The organism is Sedimenticola hydrogenitrophicus (assembly GCF_025175675.1).
Taxonomy (GTDB): domain Bacteria; phylum Pseudomonadota; class Gammaproteobacteria; order Chromatiales; family Chromatiaceae; genus Sedimenticola; species Sedimenticola hydrogenitrophicus.
The window spans coordinates 1-23,903 of sequence record NZ_JANIOA010000015.1 but is presented as its reverse complement, the minus strand read 5'-3'; the positions used below and the strand labels follow the sequence as shown (position 1 = coordinate 23,903).

24 protein-coding genes are annotated in these 23,903 nt (G+C 59.8%); 19 read left to right on the top strand and 5 right to left on the bottom strand.

Annotated features, from left to right (window positions below):
- Window positions 1–23: 23 nt before the first annotated feature.
- The 14 genes from NPX02_RS09985 to NPX02_RS09920 all read left to right on the top strand — a co-directional run bounded on the left by NPX02_RS09985 (window position 24) and on the right by NPX02_RS09920 (window position 13,034).
- A complete protein-coding gene (locus NPX02_RS09985) occupies window positions 24–317 on the top strand; it encodes a hypothetical protein (protein WP_260293388.1) in 294 nt (97 codons plus the stop codon).
- 209 nt (window positions 318–526) lie between these two features.
- Window positions 527–1,312, top strand: a complete 786-nt coding sequence (locus NPX02_RS09980) for a ParA family protein (RefSeq protein WP_260293387.1) — start codon at window positions 527–529, stop codon at window positions 1,310–1,312.
- A 52-nt stretch (window positions 1,313–1,364) separates the two neighbouring features.
- A complete protein-coding gene (locus tag NPX02_RS09975; protein WP_260293386.1) occupies window positions 1,365–2,249 on the top strand; it encodes a ParB/RepB/Spo0J family partition protein in 885 nt (294 codons plus the stop codon).
- Between the two features lie 147 nt (window positions 2,250–2,396).
- Window positions 2,397–2,765 carry an ATP synthase subunit I gene (locus NPX02_RS09970; protein WP_260293385.1) on the top strand — a complete coding sequence of 123 codons (369 nt, stop codon included), beginning with the start codon at window positions 2,397–2,399 and terminating at the stop codon, window positions 2,763–2,765.
- A 27-nt stretch (window positions 2,766–2,792) separates the two neighbouring features.
- The gene (gene atpB / locus NPX02_RS09965; protein WP_260293384.1) at window positions 2,793–3,653 is read left to right on the top strand and encodes a F0F1 ATP synthase subunit A; all 861 of its coding nucleotides are present in this window, start codon (window positions 2,793–2,795) and stop codon (window positions 3,651–3,653) included.
- Window positions 3,654–3,709: 56 nt separating this feature from the next.
- Window positions 3,710–3,949, top strand: a complete 240-nt coding sequence (atpE, locus tag NPX02_RS09960) for a F0F1 ATP synthase subunit C (RefSeq protein WP_305792823.1) — start codon at window positions 3,710–3,712, stop codon at window positions 3,947–3,949.
- Window positions 3,950–4,007: 58 nt separating this feature from the next.
- Entirely contained in the window at window positions 4,008–4,478 is a 471-nt protein-coding gene (locus NPX02_RS09955) for a F0F1 ATP synthase subunit B (protein WP_260293383.1), read from the top strand.
- A 9-nt stretch (window positions 4,479–4,487) separates the two neighbouring features.
- Window positions 4,488–5,027, top strand: a complete 540-nt coding sequence (locus NPX02_RS09950; RefSeq protein WP_260293382.1) for a F0F1 ATP synthase subunit delta — start codon at window positions 4,488–4,490, stop codon at window positions 5,025–5,027.
- Between the two features lie 13 nt (window positions 5,028–5,040).
- Window positions 5,041–6,582 carry a F0F1 ATP synthase subunit alpha gene (atpA, locus tag NPX02_RS09945; RefSeq protein WP_260293381.1) on the top strand — a complete coding sequence of 514 codons (1,542 nt, stop codon included), beginning with the start codon at window positions 5,041–5,043 and terminating at the stop codon, window positions 6,580–6,582.
- 37 nt (window positions 6,583–6,619) lie between these two features.
- On the top strand, window positions 6,620–7,480 hold the full coding sequence (gene atpG, locus NPX02_RS09940) for a F0F1 ATP synthase subunit gamma (protein WP_260293380.1): 861 nt from the start codon (window positions 6,620–6,622) through the stop codon (window positions 7,478–7,480).
- Between the two features lie 88 nt (window positions 7,481–7,568).
- Window positions 7,569–8,945: a F0F1 ATP synthase subunit beta gene (atpD, locus tag NPX02_RS09935; protein ID WP_260293379.1), complete on the top strand. Its 1,377-nt coding sequence runs from the start codon at window positions 7,569–7,571 to the stop codon at window positions 8,943–8,945.
- Window positions 8,946–8,964: 19 nt separating this feature from the next.
- Window positions 8,965–9,387 (top strand): F0F1 ATP synthase subunit epsilon, encoded by a 423-nt coding sequence (locus tag NPX02_RS09930; protein ID WP_260293378.1) that lies wholly within the window; start codon window positions 8,965–8,967, stop codon window positions 9,385–9,387.
- 366 nt (window positions 9,388–9,753) lie between these two features.
- Window positions 9,754–11,625, top strand: coding sequence for an ATP-binding protein (locus NPX02_RS09925; protein WP_260293377.1), 1,872 nt, complete (start codon window positions 9,754–9,756; stop codon window positions 11,623–11,625).
- The gene (locus NPX02_RS09920) at window positions 11,622–13,034 is read left to right on the top strand and encodes a sigma-54-dependent transcriptional regulator (RefSeq protein WP_335342547.1); all 1,413 of its coding nucleotides are present in this window, start codon (window positions 11,622–11,624) and stop codon (window positions 13,032–13,034) included. The genes NPX02_RS09925 and NPX02_RS09920 overlap by 4 nt, the downstream gene beginning before the upstream one ends.
- Before the next feature lie 359 nt (window positions 13,035–13,393).
- On the opposite strand, the gene NPX02_RS09915 is transcribed toward NPX02_RS09920, so the two are convergent.
- From NPX02_RS09915 to NPX02_RS09900, 4 genes are all read right to left on the bottom strand, one after another.
- The gene (locus tag NPX02_RS09915) at window positions 13,394–13,909 is read right to left on the bottom strand and encodes a universal stress protein (protein WP_260293376.1); all 516 of its coding nucleotides are present in this window, start codon (window positions 13,907–13,909) and stop codon (window positions 13,394–13,396) included.
- Window positions 13,910–13,992: 83 nt separating this feature from the next.
- Window positions 13,993–15,351 carry a TRAP transporter large permease gene (locus NPX02_RS09910; RefSeq protein ID WP_260293375.1) on the bottom strand — a complete coding sequence of 453 codons (1,359 nt, stop codon included), beginning with the start codon at window positions 15,349–15,351 and terminating at the stop codon, window positions 13,993–13,995.
- A gap of 2 nt (window positions 15,352–15,353) precedes the next feature.
- Window positions 15,354–15,980: a TRAP transporter small permease gene (locus NPX02_RS09905; RefSeq protein ID WP_260293374.1), complete on the bottom strand. Its 627-nt coding sequence runs from the start codon at window positions 15,978–15,980 to the stop codon at window positions 15,354–15,356.
- An 85-nt stretch (window positions 15,981–16,065) separates the two neighbouring features.
- A complete protein-coding gene (locus tag NPX02_RS09900) occupies window positions 16,066–17,067 on the bottom strand; it encodes a TRAP transporter substrate-binding protein (RefSeq protein WP_260293373.1) in 1,002 nt (333 codons plus the stop codon).
- A 486-nt stretch (window positions 17,068–17,553) separates the two neighbouring features.
- Here NPX02_RS09900 and NPX02_RS09895 point away from each other — a divergent pair, with 486 nt between their 5' ends.
- From NPX02_RS09895 to NPX02_RS09875, 5 genes are all read left to right on the top strand, one after another.
- Complete coding sequence (locus NPX02_RS09895; protein WP_260293372.1) at window positions 17,554–18,033, top strand: FKBP-type peptidyl-prolyl cis-trans isomerase; 480 nt, start codon at window positions 17,554–17,556, stop codon at window positions 18,031–18,033.
- Between the two features lie 55 nt (window positions 18,034–18,088).
- A complete protein-coding gene (glmU, locus tag NPX02_RS09890; protein ID WP_260293371.1) occupies window positions 18,089–19,453 on the top strand; it encodes a bifunctional UDP-N-acetylglucosamine diphosphorylase/glucosamine-1-phosphate N-acetyltransferase GlmU in 1,365 nt (454 codons plus the stop codon).
- Between the two features lie 198 nt (window positions 19,454–19,651).
- Complete coding sequence (gene glmS, locus NPX02_RS09885) at window positions 19,652–21,478, top strand: glutamine--fructose-6-phosphate transaminase (isomerizing) (protein ID WP_260293370.1); 1,827 nt, start codon at window positions 19,652–19,654, stop codon at window positions 21,476–21,478.
- 446 nt (window positions 21,479–21,924) lie between these two features.
- Window positions 21,925–22,269: a type II toxin-antitoxin system RelE/ParE family toxin gene (locus NPX02_RS09880; RefSeq protein WP_260293369.1), complete on the top strand. Its 345-nt coding sequence runs from the start codon at window positions 21,925–21,927 to the stop codon at window positions 22,267–22,269.
- Window positions 22,262–23,362 carry an ImmA/IrrE family metallo-endopeptidase gene (locus tag NPX02_RS09875; RefSeq protein WP_260293367.1) on the top strand — a complete coding sequence of 367 codons (1,101 nt, stop codon included), beginning with the start codon at window positions 22,262–22,264 and terminating at the stop codon, window positions 23,360–23,362. Before NPX02_RS09880 ends, NPX02_RS09875 begins: the two co-directional genes overlap by 8 nt.
- Before the next feature lie 221 nt (window positions 23,363–23,583).
- On the opposite strand, the gene NPX02_RS09870 is transcribed toward NPX02_RS09875, so the two are convergent.
- Window positions 23,584–23,903, bottom strand: a 320-nt coding sequence (locus NPX02_RS09870; protein WP_470423642.1) for a hypothetical protein, incomplete at its 5' end; no start/stop codon positions are given.

The window sequence follows — 23,903 nt, the reverse complement described above, 5'->3', positions numbered from 1 at the left end:
CGAGAGCAGAGAGAGGCAGCGGCATGACGACTATCATCGCGGGAAAATGCTGGCAGTGCGGCAGCGAACTGACCACCCATGAATATGGCCGCGAAACGGTCTGCCTGAAGTGTGGCAAACCCACCCGGGTGTGCCGGAACTGCCACAGGTACGATCCGTCCTGTACCAACCAGTGCCGCGAGCCGCTGGCGGAAAAGGTGCAGGACAAGACCCGCGCCAACTATTGCGACTACTTCGAGCCGACCGCCGATCCCGAGGCGGGTGGCGCTCCCGGTGACGCGGACCACCGGCAGGCGGCGGAGGATCTGTTCAAGTGAGCCCGTGGCCGGGGAGAGCGGGCCGGATTCCGGGACGGGTCCCCGATTCGGGCGGTGCCGTCCCCGCCAATCCCGTCAAAGTTCGTGCATCTACCCCGCTTTCTGATATTCTGAACGGCCCGTCACCTATCTGGGGACGGGGAGTTTTTGGGGAACCTGGGAGTCTGACAGCCTCCTGGAATGTCCGGGTACTAGCGCGGAAGTAGGCTATGGGTCGAATAATCTGTGTCGCGAATCAGAAAGGTGGGGTCGGCAAGACCACCACGGCGGTCAATCTGGCGGCGTCATTGGCCTCGTTCAGGCGCAAGGTCGTGCTGGTGGATATGGATCCACAGGGCAATGCCACCATGGGCTGTGGGGTGGACAAGCACACGCTCGACAACTCCAGCTGCGATGTGCTGCTGGGCGAGGCGAGCTTCAACGACACGGTGGTGAAGACCCCCGCGGCCGGTTTCGACGTGCTCCCCGCCAATGCCGATTTGACGGCGGCCGAGGTCGGGCTGATGAGCGTCCCGCTGAAGGAGAAGCGGCTGAGCCTGGCGCTGGCCGGGGCCAGGGACCGTTACGACTATATTGTCATCGACTGTCCGCCGTCCCTCAATATGCTGACGGTCAACGCCCTGGTGGCGGCCGATGGCGTGCTGATCCCGTTGCAGTGTGAATATTACGCCCTCGAAGGGCTCTCGGCGCTGATCAGCACCATCCGCCAGATCCAGGGCAGCCGCAACAGCCAGCTGGTGATCGACGGTATCGTCCGCACCATGCACGATCCGCGCAACAACCTCACCAACGAGGTGTCGGCGCAGCTGATTCACCACTTCGGTGACCAGGTGTTCCGCACCATTATCCCGCGCAATATCCGGGTCGCCGAGGCACCGAGTCACGGGCTGCCGGTTTTACTGTATGATAAGACGTCGCGCGGCGCGGTATCCTATCTGGCCATGGCCAGCGAACTGATGCGCAGACAGGAAAAACGGATGGCTGCGCCAGCCTAATCCAGACAAGATTCCGCCGCCAGGCGGCGCTAGTACTTTTCGGAACCAGAACATGGCAGCAAAAAAACGAGGCCTCGGACGCGGACTGGATGCCCTGCTGGGCAATGCGTCGGACAAGGATGAACAACAGACAGCCGAGAGCACAGGCGCAAACCACAACCTGACCTCCCTGCCGGTCGACCTGATCCGGCGCGGGCGTTATCAGCCACGGCGCGACTTCAATCCCGACAGCCTTCAGGAGCTGGCCGATTCGATCGCCGCCCAGGGCGTGGTCCAGCCTATTGTGGTGCGTCCGGTGGACGGCAACCAGTACGAGATCATCGCCGGCGAACGGCGCTGGCGCGCCTCGCAACAGGCCGGCCTGAGCGAGATCCCGGTGGTTATCCGCGACGTCAATGACCAGACCGCCATGGCCATGGGACTGATCGAGAACATCCAGCGCGACGACCTCAATCCGCTGGAGGAGGCGGGCGCCCTGCACCGCTTGTTGAACGAGTTCGAACTGACCCACCAGGAGATCGCCCGGGCGGTGGGCAAGTCCCGCACCACGGTGACCAATCTGCTGCGCCTGCTGGAGCTGAATCCGGATGTGAAGGTGATGATCGAAGAGGGGCGCATCGAAATGGGCCACGCCCGTGCACTGCTCGGCCTCAAGGAAGCCCTGCAGAGCGAGGCGGCACGCCAGGTGAGCCTGCAGGGACTCTCGGTGCGGGAGACGGAGAAGCTGGTCCGGCGACTGCAGGGAGAGAGCGCCGAAACCGCCAAGGGGAAACCGCCGGTGCGGGAGGATCCCAACGTCCGCTCGCTGGAAAACCGTCTTACCGAGCGCCTCGGTGCCCGGGTCAAACTGCAACAGGGCAGCGGCGGCAAGGGCAAGCTGGTGATCAGCTACAACAGCCTCGATGAGCTGGACGGTATTCTGGAACATATTCAGTAGATTGGCCGGAAATTTCCGCCAATCCATCAATCAGTTTTCGCTTTACCATCAAAAAATTTATTCGCCCATCGTTTGACCTTATGCAGCGCAGCATTTATACTGCGCCGGCTTTTTAAGTGCGGTTTTTAGCGGCTGGGGATCGTTTAGATGCATCTGGCAGATAAGCGTCAAGCCTATCGCACCCTCCTGGCACAACTGGTAACGACTTTGACTGCGGCCCTGCTCCTGCTGTTGGTTGCGGGCAGCGTTTATGCCTATTCCGGGCTTGCGGGGGGGCTGATAGCAACCCTGGCGAACGCCTTTTTCGCATATCGGATCTTTGTCCGGTATTCCGCCCAGGAGCCGGGCAGACTACTGGCCCGCTTCTATGGCGCAGAGATCTTGAAACTCGTGTTGACGGGTTTGCTTTTTGCGGGGGTCATCCTCTGGATCAAGCCGCTGAGTGTTGGCGCCTTGTTCGGCATCTTTCTGCTGGTTCAGCTGGTGCCGATAGTGGCGGTTCAACTATTGGATTAAACAACAAAATTGGTTATGTGAAGCACAATGGCTGGCGATACCCTTACCTCTAGCGAATACATTAAGCACCATCTGACCAACCTGACCTATGGTCAGCATGCCGACGGTAGCTGGGGTCTCGCCCACAGCGCCGCCGAAGCGAAGGAGATGGGATTCTGGGCCATCCATGTGGACACCATGTTCTGGTCGATCCTGCTGGGCGGCCTGTTCATCTACTTCGGCAAGAAGGTCGCCGACCGTGTCTCCTCGGGTGTCCCCGGCGGTCTGCAGAACTTCGCCGAGTGGCTGGTGGAATTCATCGACAACAGCGTGCGCGGCTCGTTCAGCGGGCGTAATCCGCTGGTGGCTCCCCTGGCCCTGACCATCTTCATCTGGATCTTCCTGCAGAACCTGATGGATCTGGTGCCGGTCGACGTGATTCCTCACCTGGCTGGCGCCATCGGCATCCATTTCATGAAGGTGGTTCCCTCCACCGATCCCAACGCCACCTTCGGCATGGCCATCGGCGTGTTCATGCTCACCCTCTACTACAGCATCAAGATCAAGGGCGTGGGCGGATTCATGGGTGAACTGACCCTGCAACCCTTCTCCTCCGACAACGCGATCGTGAAACTGCTGTTTATCCCGATCAACTTTGTCCTCGAATTCGTCAGCCTGATCGCCAAGCCGATTTCCCTGGCCCTGCGACTGTTCGGCAACATGTATGCGGGTGAAATGATCTTCATCCTGATCGCCATCATGTACAACGCCGGCGTGGTGCTCGGTCTGTTCGGCGGTGTGCTGCAGCTGGGCTGGGCGATCTTCCATATCCTGATTATTACATTGCAGGCGTTTATCTTCATGACCCTGACCATTGTTTATCTGGATATGGCGCATAACGACCACTGATTTTTTTGTAGTTTTTTCGATTAACTTTACAACCTCACGACAAACGGGAGATAGAAATGACTGAAGCAGCCGCACTGTTGTACATTGCCGGTGCATTGATGATGGGCCTGGGCGCGCTGGGCGCCGCGGTCGGTATCGGTGTGCTGGGTGGACGTTTCCTCGAGGGCGCGGCCCGCCAGCCGGAACTGATCCCGATGCTGCGTACACAGTTCTTCATCGTTATGGGTCTGGTTGACGCCGTCCCCATGATCGCTGTTGGTTTGGCGATGTACGTCTTGTTCGCGGTTGCCGGATAATTTTGGCTACCAACGAACATACTGACAATCATCTCGTCAAAAGCGAGGTAAATCCGGGATGAACATAAATCTGACTCTTATTGGTCAGCTTCTCTCCTTTGCGGTGTTTGTGTGGTTCACGATGAAGTTCGTCTGGACTCCCATCATGGGCGCCCTCGACACCCGTCGAAAGGAAATTGCAGACGGCCTGGCGGCCGCGGAACATGGTCAGCACGAACAGGAGTTGGCCAAGGAACGCGCCAAAGAGGCCATCCACGAAGCGAAAGGCCAGGCAGCAGAAATCATTAACCAGGCTCAGAAGCGTGCTTCCGAGATCGTCGATGAATCCAAGGGCAATGCGCGTTCCGAAAGCGAACGTATCCTTGCCGCTGCCCAGGCAGAGATCGAGCAGGAGACCAATCGTGCTCGTGAACAGCTGCGTCAACAGGTAGCTGAGCTGGCGGTATTGGGTGCGAGCAAGATCCTTCGCAAGGAGATCAACGCCGCCGCCCATAAGGATATCGTCGAACAACTGGCTCAACAAATCTAAGGCGCTGCTATGGCTGGAGAAACAACCACAATAGCCCGTCCTTACGCAGAAGCGGTATTCAGCCGGGCCAAGGAGACCGATTCACTGGCTCCCTGGTCGGAAACTCTCGAGTTTCTCGCGGCAGTGGTTGGCGAACCAACCATGGCCGGGGTTATCACCAATCCCAAGTTCGACAGGTCCGGTCTTACGGATCTGCTACTCGACATTGGCGGTGAACGCTTCAACGAAGAGGGCAAGAACCTGGTCAAAGTGCTGGTAGCGAATGGACGTCTTGCCCTAGTGGGTGAGATCGCCAAACTCTACGAGCAACTCAAGGCAAAAAGTCAGCGGATACAGCATGTGCATGTAACCTCTGCCTTTGCCCTGGAACCGACTCAGGAAACCCAAATAGCCGATGCGCTGAAAGCCAAACTGGGATACGACATTACCATCACCAGCGAAGAGAATGCCGAGCTGATAGGCGGCGTTCATATTCGTGCCGGTGATATGGTAATCGACGGTTCCGTCAGCGGGCAGCTGCAGCAACTGGCGAACGAATTAGGAATCTAAGCGAGAAGCCATCATGCAACTCAATCCATCCGAGATCAGCGAACTGATCAAACAGAAGATCGAGAAGTTCGATCTGAAGACTGAAGCCCGCAACGAGGGCACCATCATCAGTCTGACCGACGGTATTGCCCGTATCCATGGCCTCGCAGACGCCATGTCTTACGAGATGCTGGAGTTTCCTGGCAATACCTTCGGCCTGGCCCTGAACCTGGAGCGCGACTCCGTGGGTGCGGTAATCCTGGGTGAATATACCCACCTTACCGAAGGCGATGCGGTGAAATGTACCGGCCGCGTACTGGAAGTGCCGATCGGTGAAGGCCTGCTGGGTCGTGTGGTTGACTCGCTGGGTAACCCGCTGGACGGCAAGGGCGCCATCGAATACACAGAAACCTCTCCCATTGAAAAGGTGGCACCGGGTGTTATCGAACGCAAGTCGGTGGATCAGCCGGTTCAGACCGGCCTGAAAGCCATCGATGCCATGGTGCCGGTGGGTCGCGGCCAGCGTGAGCTGATCATCGGCGACCGCCAGACCGGTAAGTCCGCCATTGCCATCGATGCCATCATCAATCAGAAGGGCACAGGGGTTAAGTGCATTTACGTGGCGGTGGGTCAGAAGAACTCCACCATCGCGCAGGTGGTGCGCAAGCTCGAAGAGCACGGCGCCATGGAGCACACCATCATCGTCGCGGCACCGGCCGCCGACTCCGCGGCCATGCAGTTCATCGCACCCTACTCCGGTGCCACCATGGGCGAGTACTTCCGCGATCGCGGCCAGGACGCCATGATCATTTACGACGATCTGACCAAGCAGGCCTGGGCCTATCGTCAGGTCTCCCTGCTGCTGCGGCGTCCGCCCGGTCGTGAGGCCTACCCCGGCGACGTGTTCTATCTGCACTCCCGCCTGCTCGAGCGTTCGGCCCGGGTCAACGCCGCGTATGTGGAGAAGTTCACCAACGGCGAAGTGAAGGGCAAGACCGGTTCATTGACCGCCTTCCCGATCATCGAGACCCAGGGCGGTGACGTATCGGCCTTCGTACCGACCAACGTGATCTCGATTACCGACGGCCAGATCTTCCTCGAGGCGGATCTGTTCAACGCCGGTATCCGGCCAGCGATCAACGCCGGTCTGTCGGTATCCCGCGTCGGTGGCGCGGCCCAGACCAAGATCATCAAGAAACTGGGTGGCGGTGTGCGTCTGGCACTGGCTCAGTATCGTGAGCTGGCGGCGTTCTCCCAGTTCGCTTCCGATCTGGACGACGCCACCCGTGCCCAGCTGGAACGCGGCGAGCGTGTCACCGAGTTGATGAAACAGCCGCAGTACAGCCCGCTCAGCATCGCCCAGATGGCGGTCTCGCTGTTTGCCGCCAACGAAGGCTACCTGGATGATGTCCCGGCCAACAAGGTGGTGGATTTCGAGGCGGCGCTGCACTCCTACATGGGTAGCAACCAGAAGGCGCTGAGCGATCAGATCAATGCATCGGCCGATTACAATGACGAGATTACCAAGTCACTGCATGACGCCATCAAGGACTTCAAGGCCAACCACACCTGGTAAGCATGTTGTCCCTCAAGCTGAAAGATAAGGTTTAATCATGGCAGGCGCAAAAGAGATACGCACCAAGATTGCCAGCATCAAGAATACGCAGAAGATCACCTCTGCGATGGAGATGGTGGCAGCTGCCAAGATGCGCAAGGCACAGGACCGGAAAAACGCAACGCGTCCCTACGCGGACAAGATGCGGAATGTCATCGGTCACCTGTACCATGCGCATCCGGAGTACACCCACACCTTCATGAAGGAGCGCGATATCAGCCGGGTCGGCTACATTGTGATCTCCTCGGATCGTGGGCTGTGCGGCGGCTTGAACAGCAACCTGTTTCGCAAGCTGACCCGCGAGATCAAAAAGCAGCAGGAAGCCGGTATTCAGGTTAATTTCTGCATCATCGGGTCCAAGGCACTGGGCTTTTTCAAGCGCTTTGGCGGCAAGGTGCTGGCACAGGCCACGCACCTGGGTGACGCACCCCGTATCGAGCAGTTGATCGGTGCCGTGAAGGTGATGCTGGATGCGTATGAGCAGGGTGAGATCGATCGTATCTATGTGGCCTACAACGGTTTCGTGAATACCATGACCCAGGATCCCACCATCGAGCAGCTGGTACCTATCGTCGGTGAGGCAGACAAAGAGCTGAAACACCACTGGGACTATCTCTACGAGCCGGATTCCAAAGAGGTTTTGGATGGCCTGCTGACCCGTTATATCGAATCCCTGGTTTACCAGTCGGTGGTGGAGAACGGCGCCTGCGAGCAATCCGCACGCATGGTGGCGATGAAGGCGGCGACCGACAACGCGGGCAACCTTATCGATGAGCTGCAGTTGGTCTACAACAAGGCGCGTCAGGCAGCCATTACCCAGGAGATCTCCGAGATCGTGGCCGGCGCTGCTGCCGTATAGGCGCCGCGGGCCGTACCAGGCCCTGGTGTAGAACAGGTTAAGTTTTTAAACATTAGAGAGTCGTCGACAGCGACAAGAGGAACCAGAGATGAGTTCGGGTAAAGTGGTGGAAATCATCGGTGCTGTGGTGGACGTACAGTTCCCCATGGGTCATATGCCGAAGGTCTACGATGCGCTGAAGATCGAAGAAGTGGGTCTGACCCTTGAAGTTCAACAGCAATTGGGTGACGGCATCGCCCGTACCATTGCCATGGGTTCAACCGACGGTCTGAAGCGTGGCGTTGAAGCAGTCAATACGGGCGCTCCCATAACCGTTCCGGTCGGCCAGGGCACCCTGGGCCGCATCATGGACGTGCTGGGCAATTCGATCGATGAAGCGGGCCCGATCGATTCCAAGGAGTTTATGCCGATTCACCGGGTTGCCCCCAAGCTGGAAGATCAGTCCACGGCGACCGAGATCCTGGAGACAGGCATCAAGGTGATCGACCTGATCATGCCGATCGTCAAGGGCGGCAAGGTCGGACTGTTCGGCGGTGCCGGCGTCGGCAAGACCGTCACCCTGATGGAGCTGATCCGTAATATCGCTGTCGAGCACTCCGGTTTCTCGGTATTCGCCGGTGTAGGCGAGCGTACCCGTGAGGGTAACGACTTCTACCACGAAATGGCCGAGGGTGGGGTACTGGACAAGGTAGCCCTGGTTTACGGGCAGATGAACGAGCCCCCCGGCAACCGCCTGCGCGTGGCCCTGACCGGCCTGACCATTGCCGAGAACTTCCGTGACGAAGGTCGTGACGTACTGTTGTTCGTCGACAACATCTATCGTTACACCCTGGCGGGAACCGAGGTATCGGCACTGCTGGGCCGTATGCCTTCAGCGGTAGGTTACCAGCCGACCCTAGCGGCCGAGATGGGCGTGTTGCAGGAGCGTATCACCTCCACCAAGACCGGCTCGATCACCTCCTTCCAGGCGGTATATGTACCGGCGGATGACTTGACCGACCCCTCCCCCGCCACCACCTTCGCGCACCTGGATGCGACCCTGGTACTGTCGCGTCAGATCGCCGAGCTGGGTATCTACCCGGCGGTGGATCCGCTGGACTCCACCTCGCGTATCCTGGATCCGCACATTGTGGGTGAGGAGCACTACGGCGTGGCGCGTGGCGTCCAGGGTACCCTGCAGCGTTACAAGGAGCTGAAGGATATTATTGCCATCCTGGGTATGGATGAGTTGTCCGAAGAGGATAAGCTGACCGTATCCCGCGCACGTAAAATGCAGCGTTTCCTTTCGCAGCCGTTCTTCGTGGCTGAGGTGTTCACCGGTAGCCCCGGTAAATACGTCTCGGTCAAGGACACCATCGCCAGCTTCAAGGCGATCCTGGCGGGTGAGTATGATCACCTGCCGGAGCAGGCCTTCTACATGGTCGGCGGTATCGAGGAAGCTGTTGAGCGTGGCGCAGGCGACTAATCGAGTCTGGAGAAACTAAATGGCCATGACTATTCATATCGACATCGTCAGTGCAGAGGGAGCCATCCATAGCGGCCATGCCGAAATGGTCTATGCCCCCGGCGTGATGGGTGAACTGGGCATCGCCCCGAGACACACACCGCTGGTGACGCACCTGAAGCCGGGCGATGTGCGGGTGGACACCGGCAAGGAGATGTTGCACTTCTATGTATCCGGGGGCATTCTCGAGGTTCAGCCCCATGTAGTGACGGTACTGGCCGACACGGCCATCCGTGCTACCGATCTTGACGAGGCCGCCGCGATCGAGGCGAAACGCAAGGCGGAAGAGGCGCTCGCGGGACAGAAGGAAGCGTTCGAATACGCCAAGGCACAGGCCGAACTCGCCGAGGCCGTGGCTCAGCTCCGGGCGATCGAGAAACTTCGCAAGATCAAGAAGTCCTGATCCCAGGCAATGCAGAACAACCCCGCCTTTTCGGCGGGGTTTTTTTGTCCAGGGATGGCCGGGAGCGGCTTTGGGACGGATTTATATTGCCAAGACCCGGATTGCCGGCCGCCCGTACCGGTAGGTTGGGGTGAGGAACGAACCCCAACATCATGGCGCACACACCTGAAACCCCGTTGGGGTTCGCAGGCTCACCCCAACCTACGGCTTGTCCAGGCCACGGTGCATCGTGCGGGTGAGCCGCACACCCGCCACACACCCGAAGCGGCACTCAACAGGTAGGCGGCCCGCCCCTGTGGAGTCGCTTCAGCGACGGCCGGACGATGGGACTAATCCCGGCCGAGGACCTATACTTCAGAGCGGATCATGGATATTAAATTTGCCCATTTCAGCCCGAAAAAATCTCATCGCCAGTGGTTGCTGGCGGCGGTTATTGCGCTGCTTGCGCTGATCCTCTGGCAGACGGCTCACTGGTCCAGACAGATCGCCCTGGAGAACCTCCAGCGGCAGAACCAGCACCAGCTGAAACTGTTCGTGGCCAATCTCCAGGGGCAGCTGGAGAAGTATGAGTTCCTGCCGGAGCTGCTCTCCACCAACAGTCTGTTGCTCAACTTCCTGCAGTATCCCAATGACGTCAACAGCATCAACGCCCTGAACCGTTATCTGGAAACCATCAATAAGGTCGCCAACGCCTCCGACACCTATTTGATGAACGCGGAAGGCTGGACCATCGCCGCCTCCAACTGGCTGTCGGAGCGTCCCTTCATCGGTCGCAACTTCTCCTACCGGCCCTACTTCCAGGAGGCGATGAAAGGCCATCTTGGACGCTATTTCGCCCTCGGTTCCACCTCCAACAAGCGTGGCTACTATTTTGCCTATCCGGTACGGGACCAGGAGAAGATCCTGGGTGCCGTGGTGATGAAGGTAGAACTGCTCGGTTTCGAGGAGAGCTGGAGTTCCCTGAACGAGCAGTTTGCGGTGACCGATCCGGATGGGGTGATCTTCATCTCCACCAACGAGGCGTGGCGCTACAAGAGCCTCTATCCGCTGGATGACACGGTGATTGAAAGAATCCACGACAGCCGGCGGTACTGGAATACGGAAATCGGCACTCTGGCGATTACCCCGAAAGATCACATTTCCGGGCAGGCGCAGGTGGTGAACATGGGTGACCCGCGCCACAGCGACCACCTGATGCTGGTACAGGAGATGCCGGAGGCCGGCTGGCGCGTGCACACCTTCGCCAGCCTGGAGGTGGTCAATTCGCAGGTCCTCAAGTCCCTGCTGTTCGCCACCATCCTGTATATTGCGGTGGTCCTGCTGGTGCTCTTTCTCTACCAGCGCATTCGCCGGATCAAGGAGCGTGAACGCTTTGAACTGCGGGCCAAGCGGGTTCTGGAGCGGCGGGTGCGGGAGCGTACCGCCGACCTAACCGCCGCCAACACCCGGTTGCTGCAGGAGATCGAGGAGCATCGGCGCACCGACGAAACCCTGCGCCAGACCCAGGACGAGCTGATCCAGGCGGCCAAGATGGCCGCCCTGGGGCAGATGTCGTCCGGCATCAACCACGAACTCAACCAGCCGCTGGCGGCGATCCGCTCCTATGCCGATAACGCCCGTGCCCTGCTGACCCGCGACCGCCAGGAGGAGGCGAGCTGGAACCTGCAACAGATCGCCGAACTGACCGAGCGCATGGCCAAGATCAGCAGTCAGCTCAAGGTGTTCTCGCGCAAGACCTCGGGACAGATCGTCAGCGTATCGCTGCAGGCGGTGATCGAAAACGCGCTGAAGATCGTGGGACCGCAGCTCAAGGATACGGTGACCGGGTTGCGCCGGGTGTTGCCGGAGGAAGAGATCTACGTGATGTCGGACATGGTGCAGCTGGAGCAGGTGCTGGTGAATCTGATCACCAATGCGGTACACGCCGTGGAACCACAGGCCGAACGCTGGATCCAGATTTCCGTCAGCACAAAACGGGGCAAGGCCATTATCGAGATCCTGGATAACGGCCCGGGCATCGCGAAAGAGAACCTGGGACGCATCTTCGATCCCTTCTTCACCACCAAATCGGAGGAGCGGGGGCTGGGGCTCGGGCTCTCCATCTCCTACCGCATCGTGGAGATGATGCACGGCAGTCTGACCGCGGCCAACCGGGAACAGGGCGGCGCCGTGTTTACCCTGCAACTGGACCTGGCGAGTGTGGCACAACTCCGGAGCGGCCAGGAGCTGGCCAAATGAGCCCGTTAACCGAGACCACCGCCGAGCCGAAACTGCAGATGATGAACAGTCCCGAACCGATTATCTATTTCATCGATGATGAGAGGCACATCCGCATGGCCAACCAGCAGACCCTGGAGCTGGCCGGTTTTGCGGTGCAGAGTTTCAATGGCGCGGAGAAGGTGTTGCCGCTACTGTCGCTGGAGTGGCACGGCGTGGTGGTGTGCGACATCAAGATGCCGGGCATGGACGGGCTCACGTTTCTCGAGAAGGCGCTGCAGGTCGACCGGGATATACCGGTGATCCTGGTGACCGGCCACGGCGATATCACCATGGCGGTGAGCGCGATCCAGGATGGTGCCTACGACTTTATCGAGAAGCCGTTCGCCGCCGAAAAGCTGATCGAGACGGTGCGGCGGGCGGTGGACAAGCGGGCCCTGACCCTGGAGAATCGCTGCCTGCGCCGCGAGCTGGAGGCGCAGGATGTCCCGGGGCCACGCATCATCGGCCGCACTCCGGCGATGCAGAAGCTGCGGGCCACCATCGCCCAGGTGGCCAATACCGCCGCCGACATTCTGGTGCTGGGCGAGACCGGTACCGGCAAAGAGCTGGTGTCGCGCTCACTGCATGAGCAATCGAAACGTCGCGACAGAAACTTCGTCGCCATCAACTGCGGTGCGGTACCGGAAAACCTGATCGAAAGCGAGCTGTTCGGGCACGAACCGGGTGCCTTCACCGGCGCCAACGAACGGCGTATCGGCAAGTTTGAACACGCCAACGGCGGTACCCTGTTCCTGGACGAGATCGAGAGTATGCCGATGCCGGTGCAGGTGCGCCTGCTGCGGGTGCTACAGGAGCGGGTGGTTGAGCGGCTTGGCTCCAACAACCTGATCCCGCTGGATCTGCGCGTGGTGGCTGCTACCAAGATCGACCTCAAGGAGGCGTGCGAGGCGGGCAGTTTCCGTCAGGACTTGCTGTATCGCCTGAATGTGGTAACCCTGGAGATACCGCCGCTACGTGACCGCCGCGAGGACATACCGCTGCTGTTTCACCACTTCCTGCTGGTCGCCAATGCCCGTTACCAGATGGAAGCCCCCCCGCCCTCCAGCTACCAGATCCGCACCCTGTTGACCCACAGCTGGCCGGGGAACGTGCGCGAGCTGCGCAACGTGGCGGAACGCTATACCCTGCTGGGCGAGAGTTGCGGCTATGACCTGGAACAGCTGGTGCACGGTACCGACGAGGAGCAGGGCGAGCATCAGGTGACCCTGCCGGAACAGGTCGACTGTTTCGAGAAGAGCATAATCGAGCAGATGTTGATTTCCCATAAGGGGAATATCAAGGCCACCATGTCGGCGCTGGGCGTACCGCGCAAGACCCTCTACGACAAGATGCGCAAGTACGGGCTGGACAAGAGCCGCTTCAAGTAGAGCGGCGGGCCGGGGCCAGCTCGACCGATCCGATGGTTTGGGTATAGGGCGTCCTGTGGGCACCTCACCGTATCCTGCAATTGCCACGAACCAAGAAAGTAAGGTGGGACGGTTTTGTAGGGTGGGTTAGGCGCGCCCTGCGCAGGGGGTGGCCGTTTGCATTGCGCCGTACGCGCGCCGTAACCCACCATATGGTGGTGGGGGAGTCGGTGGGTTACGCGGCGCCCGGATATTGGCGTGGTCTGGAAGTGCCGTGTCTGTGCGCCGCTAACCCACCCTACATCTACCTCCGCCATTCCTGAACAAAAAAGGCGCGGACTGCCGAAACAGGCCGCGCCTTGTCGCCCCCATGCCAACGGTTACTTTTTAACGGGTGCCTTCCCGGAGGGGCTGGCCTGCTTGCCCACCGGAACCACCAGCACCGGCCGGTCACTGCTGTTGACTAACTTGCGCGCAGTGGAGCCAAGCAGCGATCCGCCGAAGCCGGAGCTGGTATGCGTGCCCATGACGATCAGGTCAACATCATGTGCGGCGGCGAATTTCTTGATCTCCTCCGCCGGCCGACCGGTGACCACGGCCACCTCGGAAACCAGGCCGGAATCCTTCCCCAGTTCCTCGGTGTAGAAAGCCTCCAGGCGCTGTTCCATCTTTTTAAGAATTTCCCGCAACTCCTCCTGCTCGAAATCGTCACTCATGTCCGGCACATAGAGTTCCAGGACCGCCATCCCGGTAGTCCCGATCGGCTCCGCCACATGCAGCATGATGATCCTGGCCTGATACTGCTGCGCGATACTGATGGCATGACGAAATGCCGGACGCATGTTCTTGCCCAGATCGGTGGCATAGAGGATGGTCTTGAATGTTGGAATGCTCATGGCGTCAGCCTCAGGTGATGTAAAGGCAAATGATGTGGTGGAAAGCGCGGGACGCCGAAGCATCCCGCGCCCGGTTTCCTATGCTACTGGGTGATGATCTCCGGCCCCATCATCAGGGTGGGCAGCCAGGTGGAGATCCAGGGCACGTAGGTGATGATGATCAGGAACAGGAACATGATGCCGAGCCAGGGCGCCGCAGCCCGGACCACCCGCATCATGGACATGTGCGAGACACCGGCGGTCACGAACAGGTTCAGGCCGACGGGAGGCGTGATCATGCCGATCTCCATGTTCACCACCATAATGATACCGAGATGGATCGGATCGATTCCCAGGGTCATGGCAATGGGGAACACCAGCGGAGCGACGATAATCAGCAGCCCGGAGGGTTCCATGAACTGGCCGCCGATCAGCAGCAGCACGTTGACCACGATCAGGAACATGATCGGTCCGAATCCGGCGGAAAGCATCGCCTCGGTGATCATCTGCGGAATCCGCTCCTCGGTCAGCACGTGCTTGAGGATCAACGCATTGGCGATGATGAACAGCAGCATGATGGTGAGCTTGCCCGCTTCGAACAGGGTGTGCTTGGTATCCTTGTGCCAGAACACCGTCACCAGGGCGGTGAAGAAGTTGCCCCTGGACTTGTCGGCCAGCGGTCCCATGTCCTTGTAAATGAAGTTGGCGATGAAGAAGGCGTACACCGCCGCCACCGCCGCCGCCTCGGTCGGCGTGAAGATACCACCGTAGATACCGCCCAGGATGATCACGATCAGCATCAGGCCCCAGCCGGCGTCCCTGGCGGACTCGAATATCTCGCCCCAGCCGGCAAAGGGCTGGGATGGCAGGCCCTTGACCCGGGCGGCGATATAGATACCGATCATCAGCATCACACCGGCCAGGGTGCCGGGGATGACACCCGCCAGGAACATGCGGCCGACCGACACGTCCGTGGCGGCCGCGTACACCACCATGACGATCGACGGCGGAATCAGGATACCCAGGGTACCCGCATTACAGATCACGCCTGCCGCGAACTCCTTGGTGTAACCGGCCTTGACCATGCCGGCGATGACGATGCTGCCGATGGCCACCACGGTCGCCGGAGAGGAACCGGAGAGGGCGGCGAACATCATGCAGGCAAACACCGAGGCCATGGCCAGGCCACCGGGGAACCAGCCAACCACGGCGACGGCGAAACGGATGATACGGCGTGCCACGCCACCGGTGGACATGAAACTGGAGGCGAGGATGAAGAAGGGAATCGCCAGCAGGGTGTAGTGTCCCTCAAAAGCCGAAAACAGGGTCTGTGCCACCGAGGCCAGCGAGGCGTCGGAGTGCATGAACAGGAAGATGATACTGGAGAGGCCGAGGGCGACGGCGATCGGCACCCCGATCAGCATCAGGCCAATGACCATGCCGAAGAGAATCAGAATATCCATGGTCAAATTTCTCCGCTATGGTCTTGGGGCTTTTCACTGATGGCGGCTTCCGCCTCGTGACTGGCGATGATGGAATCCTGTTCGCCCTTGATCACCTTCCAGGCAACTTCAAGAAAGCGCAGGGTCAACAGCGCCATACCCAGCGGCAACGCGGCATAGGGGATGAATCGGGGCATCTTCTCGTACTGCTCGCCCTCGTTCAGCCAGGTGGCTAAAAACTGCAGAAAATCGGGCATCGGCACGTCGTTGGTTTCGAGGAAGGCACGTTTGGTGGCGAAGGCATACCAGTAATCCCAGGAGCCGATCAGCAGCAGGATTGCAAAGGCCAGGCAGGCGGTGACGGAGAGCAGCGCCAGCACCCGGCGCGCCTTGTGCGAAAACAAGTTGATCACCACGTCGACGCCGATATGGAACTGCTTCTTTACCCCGTAGGAGCAGCCCATCAACACCAGCCAGGCGAACAGAAACACCGTCGTCTCCAGGGCCCAGAGAATGTTGTTATTGAATATATAGCGGGCGATCACGTTGGCAAAGGTGATCAGGGTCATGAGACCGAGGCAGATGGCGATCGCCGTCTCCTCCAGCTGATCCATGGCCCGGGCGAACCGGGAGGTGGGTAAGGGGTGCATCACAGCCTCCTCGAAGGCACTTGAAACCGGGTTTTTGGAAGTGGATCAGGCGGCCGCTGGCGCGGCCGCCTGTTACAGCTACTACTTATTTTTTATTGGATGCGACGGCTGCTTCGATCAGGTCGGTACCGATGTCGCCTTCAAACTTCTTCCACACCGGCTTCATGGCGTCGACCCAGGCCTGGCGCTGTTCCGGGGTGAGGGTGCGCACCACGCCGCCGGCATCGATCACGCGCTGCATACTCTGGGCATTCACCTTGGCGGATTCGGAGTTGCGGGTCTCGGTCACCTCCTGCAGGATCTGCGCGAGCTGGCCGCGGATGTCGGCCGGCAGACCGTCCCACCACTCGGTGGAGGTGACTACCAGGTAGTCGAGGATACCGTGGTTAGTGGCGGTCACGCCGTCCTGTACCTCGAAGAACTTCTTGCCGTAGATATTGGACCAGCTGTTCTCCTGCCCATCCACCACCTTGGTCTGCAGTCCGCCGTAGACCTCGCTGAAGGCCATTTTCTGCGGATTGGCGTCCAGCTGTTCGAACTGGGCCACCAGCACATCGGAGGCCTGTACGCGGAACTTCAGGCCCTTGGCATCCTCCGGGTTGATCAGCGGCCGGTTGGCGGAGAGCTGCTTCATGCCGTTGTGCCAGTAGGTGAGACCGAGCAGTCCGCGCTTTTTCATCGAACCCTTCAGCTTCTCACCGGCGTCCGAGTTCTGGAAACGGTCCACCGCCTCCACATCCTCAAACAGGAACGGCAGATCGAATATGCGGAACTTCTTGGTGAACTTTTCGAACTTGGAGAGCGAAGGCGCGGCCAGTTGGACATCGCCGTTCAGCATCGCCTCCAGCACCTTGTTGTCGTCGTACAGGGTGGAGTTCGGATAGACCTGCATGCAGGCCTTGCCGTTCATCTCGGAGTTCACCCGGCTCTCCAGCAGCGAGGCGGCGATGCCCTTGGGGTGTTTGTCGGAATTGGTCACATGACTGAATTTGATCACCATTTCGCCGGGATCGCAGTTAGCGAAGGCAGCGGAAGACGTGACGGTGAGTGCTGCGGTTACGGCGAGGCCGATCAGAGCTTTGCGCATTGGATTCCTCCTGATTAGGATCTATGTAATGGTCCAGGCCGGGACGGGATTTGGATAAGCCGGAAAACCGGGCTGGTCACCAAAGGATAGCAAGGGAAGTGCCAACTGCCTGACGGCAGCCGGCGAGATACTTAACCGATTGATTATCATGGATATGAGGCGCGTGGCCGGTTTTTGCCCGTGGGACAAAATGGGTGGAAACCCACCCATTCGCCCTCCGCGGATGGCCGGGTATCCGCCGAAAAGCACCGTGTGACCGGCAGTTAATGACTATCCCGGTCGGGGATTGCGACCGGGTGGCCGATCTCGCCGTCCCGGTTTAGCGCTCGCGCAGGCATAATTCCCTGGCGCCTGGAGCCTGGTCCAGGGGCGGCCGAATGCAGGCACTTATTCTTGCCCGGGTCCTTAGTCAGCGGTGCACCGCCGATGCTATACTGACGTGCCTCCCCGCGGGAGGCTCTATTCAATCAAGCGGAGCAGTATGTTATGTCCAGCGAAGTCATCAAACCCGGAAAATTTGTCTCCCTCACCTACCACATTACCGACCTGGACGGTAACGTGCTGGAGCAGAACGACATCCCGGTCAGCTATGTCCATGGCGGCGAGACCGAACTGATCGGCAGCATGGACCAGGTCATCGCCGGCAAGGGCGTTGGCGACGAGGTGGAGATGATCGTACCGCCGGAGGACGGCTTCGGCGAGCACGACCCGGACCTCACCTTCGCCGACGATATCGAGAATGTGCCGCCCCAGTTCCGCCAACTCGGCGCCGAGGTGCAGATGCAGAACCAGGACGGCGAGGCGCGCACCTTCTATGTCAGCAGGATCGAGGGCGATCAGCTGACCGTGGACGGCAATCACCCGCTGGCCGGCAAGACCCTGAAGGTGATGATCAAGATAGTCGAAGTGCGGGACGCTACAATGGAAGACATGGCCCCGCCCGAGGGCGGCTGCTCCATCAACTGACAGGCAATCGATCGGCCATCGACCGGATACCGGGACTACCTTGCGAGGGAAAGAGATGAAGCTAGGCGTGGTAATCCTTGCCGCGGGGCAAGGGACAAGGATGAAATCCGCACTGCCCAAGGTGCTGCACAACATTGCCGGTCGGCCGCTGCTGGCGCATGTCATCGACACCGCCCGGGTGCTGGGTGGCGACAAGGTGGCGGTGGTCTATGGGCATGGCGGTGACCGGGTACAGCAGGCCATTGCCGATCCGGGGCTGGTCTGGGTCGAGCAGGCGGAACAGCTGGGCACCGGCCATGCGGTGGAGCAGGCGATGTTCGCCATGGCCGACATGGACCGGGTGCTGGTGCTCTACGGCGATGTACCCCTCACCACCCAGGTGACCCTGAACAGCCTGATCCATCAGGCGGAAGGGAGCGCGCTGGCGCTGCTCACCGTCACCCTGGATGATCCCACCGGCTATGGCCGCATCGTGCGGGTGGAGGGCCACGTCACCCGGATCGTCGAACAGAAGGATGCCTCGGAAGTCGAGCAGCGCATCCGCGAGATCAACACCGGCATCCTGATTGCCGAGCGGGCCAAGCTGGCCGGCTGGCTCGCCCGGCTGGAGAGCAACAACGCCCAGGGCGAGTTCTACCTCACCGACATCGTCGCCATGGCGGTGGATGACGGGATCGAGGTGAAGACCGCCCACCCCGCCGACACCTTCGAGGTGGAGGGGGTCAACGACCGGGTGCAACTGGCCATGCTGGAGCGCCGCCATCAGCAGATGCAGGCGGAACGGCTGATGCGCCAGGGCGTCACCCTGCGCGACCCGGCCCGCTTCGATCTGCGCGGCCGCCTGCACAGCGGCGAGGATGTGGAGCTGGACGTGAACGTGTTGATCGAGGGCGAGGTCACCCTGGGCAACGGCGTGCGGGTGGGCGCCAACACGGTGATCCGCAACAGCCGCATCGGCGACGGCGTCTGGATCAAGGAGAACTGCGTGATCGAGGATGCGGTGATCGGCGCCGACTCCATCATCGGCCCGTTTGCCCGGCTGCGCCCCGCCACCACCTTGGCGGAGCGGGTACACGTGGGCAACTTCGTCGAGATCAAGAAGAGCGACGTGGCTGCCGGCAGCAAGATCAACCACCTCAGCTATATCGGCGACACCACCATCGGCCGCTCGGTAAACATCGGTGCCGGCACCATCACCTGCAACTACGACGGCGTGAACAAGTTCCGCACCGTGATCGGCGACAACGCCTTCATCGGCTCCGACACCCAGCTGGTGGCGCCGGTCGAGGTAGGCGCGGGCGCCACCATCGGCGCCGGTTCCACCATCACCCGCGACGCCCCGCCCGACACCCTGACCCTGAGCCGCGCCAAGCAGCTCACACTCAAGGGTTGGAAGCGTCCGGAAAAACAGGGTGACTGATCGTAACGACTGGGCGCAAGCCCATCGGGTTTTAATAAATCTTGGTCGAAGCGTTCCTTCTCCCTCTGGGAGAAGGACAGGATGAGGGGATTACAGCCTATGGCGACAGCCATCCAGAACCCGCTCTTCCTACGCTACGTCATGAACCAGTGGTGAAGTAACACAGCCTCCTCACCAGAGAGAAAAGGACAATCGAATATGTGTGGCATCGTAGGCGCCGTGGCCCGGCGCAATATCACCCCCATCCTGCTCGAAGGCCTGCGCCGTCTGGAGTACCGCGGCTACGACTCCGCCGGCATCGCCATCCGCGACCAGAGCGGCCGCATCCAGCGCATCCGCTCGGTGGGCAAGGTCGCCTCGCTGCAGCAGCGCATGGACGAGCACCCCATCGAGGGCGAGCTGGGCATTGCCCATACCCGCTGGGCCACCCACGGCATGCCGGCCGAGCGCAACGCCCATCCCCACATGAGCGGCGAGCAGGTGGCGGTGGTGCACAACGGCATCATCGAGAACCACGCCGAACTGCGCGAGGAGCTGAAGGCCAAGGGCTACCAGTTCACCTCCGAGACCGACACCGAGGTGATCGCCCACCTGCTGGCGGACGCCCTGAAAACTGAAAGCAACCTCTGCGACGCCTTCCGCTCGGTGGTGGGCCGGTTGGTGGGCGCTTACTCCCTGGCGGTGGCCAGCCCCGATGATCCGGATCGCATCGTGGTGGCCCGGGCCGGCTCGCCGCTGGTGGTGGGCCTCGGCGACGGGGAGAACTTCGTCGCCTCCGACGTGTTCGCCCTGCTCTCCGAGACCCAGCACTTCATCTTCCTGGAAGAGGGCGACCTGGCCGATGTGCGCCGCGAAGGGGTGCAGGTGTACGACAGCGAGGGCCATCCGGTGGAGCGCCCGGTGGTCTCCTCCCGGCTCAACCCCGCCGCCACCGACAAGGGGGCCTACCGCCACTACATGCTCAAGGAGATCTTCGAGCAACCCGCCGTGGTGGCCGAGACCCTGGAGGGACGTATCCACAAGGGGCGGCTGCTGGAGGAGAGCTTCGGTTACGAGACCAAGGCGCTGCTGGATAAGACCAAGCGCATCCAGATCATCGCCTGCGGCACTTCCTTCCATGCCGGCATGGTGGCGCGCTACTGGTTCGAGGAGGTCGGTATCCCCTGTAACGTCGAGGTGGCCAGCGAGTACCGCTACCGCAAGTCGGTGGTGTCGCCGGACACCCTGTTCGTCACCATCTCCCAGTCGGGCGAGACCGCCGACACCCTGGCCGCGCTGCGCGGCAGCCGGGCTCAAGGTTTCCTGGGCAGCCTGGTGGTCTGCAACGTGCCGGAGAGCTCCCTGGTGCGCGAATCCGACGTGGCGCTGATGACCCGCGCCGGGCCCGAGATCGGCGTCGCCTCCACCAAGGCCTTCACCACCCAGCTGGTGGCCCTGCGGCTGCTGGTGCTGGCGATGGCGCGTCGCCAGGGTATCGACCAGGCCCAGCTCACCGAATGGGTGGAAGAGCTGCATGCCCTGCCCCGCCAGATGGAGGTGGTGCTGCAACTCAACGACGAAATCGAAAAGATGGCCGCCGGTTTTGCCGAGCGCAGCAACGCCCTGTTCCTGGGGCGCGGCCCGTTCTACCCCATTGCCATGGAGGGGGCGCTGAAACTGAAAGAGATCTCCTACATCCACGCCGAGGCCTACCCCGCCGGCGAACTGAAACACGGCCCCCTGGCCCTGGTGGATGCCGAAATGCCGGTAGTCTGCGCCCTGCCCGACGACCCGCTGCTGGAGAAGGTGCTCTCCAACCTGCAGGAGGTCCGGGCACGCGGCGGCGAGCTCTACCTGTTCAGCGACAAGCGGGTCAAGATCGAACTGGACAACTACCAGAGCCTGACCCTGGACGACATCTGCCCCACCACCGCGCCCATCGTCTACACCGTGCCGCTGCAACTGCTCTCCTACCACGTCGCCCTGCTCAAGGGCACCGACGTGGACCAGCCAAGGAACCTGGCCAAGTCGGTGACGGTGGAGTAGATTCGGGAAATTGCGCGGTACAAAGGAACAGAGTCACGCCGGCTGTTCTGGCAACCTGGCCAACAAAAGAGCCGCTTTTATCCCCTCTCCCCCAGGGAGAGGGTTAGGGGGCGTCAACAGACGCAACGTCTTGTTTTGACCCCTTTATCACGTCGCCCATGCTCCACATCCCTGTAGACCGGCCCTTCGGGTACCAGAAATATGGAAATCGACCGTCCTGCTACTTCGCGGTTTATGGGTTTATGGATTGAAGAGGCCCTGGACTCTCCGCATCATACCGTCCTCGAATTGTGGTACATTATTCCAGTCAATAAACGACTTAATACTAAGACAGCGAATGGTGTTCACACACAGTTTATCGCCTTATCTCCCATCGTGGCCTTGCGGCAGCCAGCACCATGGTAATTTAATGCAAATTGTATTAACCTATTAGGTGAATAATTTATATGGAAATAATGTTCACCAGCAAGAAGCTGAGTAAGCAGTTCAACGAGGCCAGGGTCATGCAGAAGACCTTTGGTGCGGAGCGATCAAAGCGCATTCGATTGGTTATGACTTCGCTACGAGCGGCGCCCAATTTGGGTGTGTTCGCTCCGCCCTACAGTCCGCCGCATAGGTGCCATGCGTTGACTGGAAACCGACAAGGCATGTTGAGTTTGGACCTGGATGGTCCGTACCGCCTAATCATCAAGCCAAATATTGACCCACCACCGCAGCGCCCAGAAGGGGGCCTGGATTGGTTTCAAATAACCGTCATTGAAATCACCGGCGTAGAGAACACCCATGGATAATCAAGCAATCAACCAGTACACACCGGACTACACGGTCACCCCCGGCGAGGTGCTTGAGTACGAACTCGAAATGCGCCACATGAGCAAATCCGAGCTGGCGAAGCGTACCGGTCTAACAGAAAAGCATCTGAATACCGTATTTAAAGGTAAGGGTACGGTCAGTATCACTCCGGAAACGGCCATCAAACTGGAGCGTACCTTGGGCATGCCGGCGGAATACTGGTTAAATCTGGAAGCCAACTACCAGGAGACCCGCGCCCGGCTAGCCGAAGCGAAACAGCTGGAGAAGGATCTGGATTGGCTAAAGCGTATTCCCATTGCCGCCATGACTAAACTTGGCTGGCTGAAGAAGCACAGGGACAAAAAGCAGCAGCTCGATGCGTTGTTGCGATTCTTCGGCATTGCCAGCGTGGAGCAGTGGGACGAACTCTGGCCTAAGGTAGCGGTAGCTTATCGTCAACACAATAAACAGGAGGTATTCCCGGAAGCGGTTTCGGCCTGGCTGAGACAAGGCGAGATAGAAGCCGCATCCCTTCCCTATGCCCCGTTCAGCAAGTCCAAATTCCGGGAGGCACTGGATGAGATCAGAAACCTGACGTCGGTGATCGATCCAACGGCTTTTATACCAGAGCTCCAACGCTTGGCCGCACAGGCGGGCGTGGCCGTGGTGCTGATACCCGCCCTGCCCAAGACCGGGGTGAGCGGGGCCACCCGTTGGCTCAATCCGGATAAGGCGATCATTCAATTAAGCCTGCGCTACAAAACCAATGACCATCTCTGGTTCACCTTCTTCCACGAAGCCGGCCATATTCTCCTGCATGGTAAAAAAGAGCTCTTTATCGAGGGTAACAACGGCATGGATGCTGAAAAGGAGGAACAGGCAAACACCTTTGCGGCGCATGAGCTGATTCCCAAAAGAGCCTTTACCGCATTTTCCCGACAAGGGCAGTTTAGCAAGGCTAGCATTGTGAAGTTTGCCCACGAAGTGGGTATCGCCCCTGGGATCGTCGTAGGTCAACTGCAGCACAGACAGCTGCTGCCCATGTCCCACTGTAATGATCTGAAGGTGCGTTATCAGTGGGTGCATGATTGAACTGAACAGCCACTCGACAATATACAAATAATAAGTGTGCGGGCGAGCCCGAGTAATTATAAGGATGAAAGGATGAGTAACGAGCAGATAGCCCAACTACAGCAGAATTTGTGGGGTCAGATGAAGTATAAATCTCCGTTCTATAATCAATAGCAAAAGTCTTATTATTAGACAATTCAACCGGCTAGGCTTGATTGAAAACCTATCAATACTGAACAAATCTATCCTTTGACGAGTTTCCCCTTCACCTTTGGGATGTTTACCGTCACCACAGTGCCCGAATCAAACCGCACATAGTCCTGCTCAATGCCATCGGAAAAGATGACGCCGTTTTCGGGCATCAGGGATTCCAGAATCAAGGGTTTTTCCCTGGTGATCTCGCCGAATACCAAGTCAACCCCGGTGGTATTGCTGGGGAACGGTTCACGTACCGCAAATTGCAGTCGATTTTCGGACCAGGCAAAGCCGCTTTGCATCCGGTGCGCTTTTTGTCCCGTGACACCCAGCGCCCCGGCCAGTATGGATTGAAACCAGCCGGTGG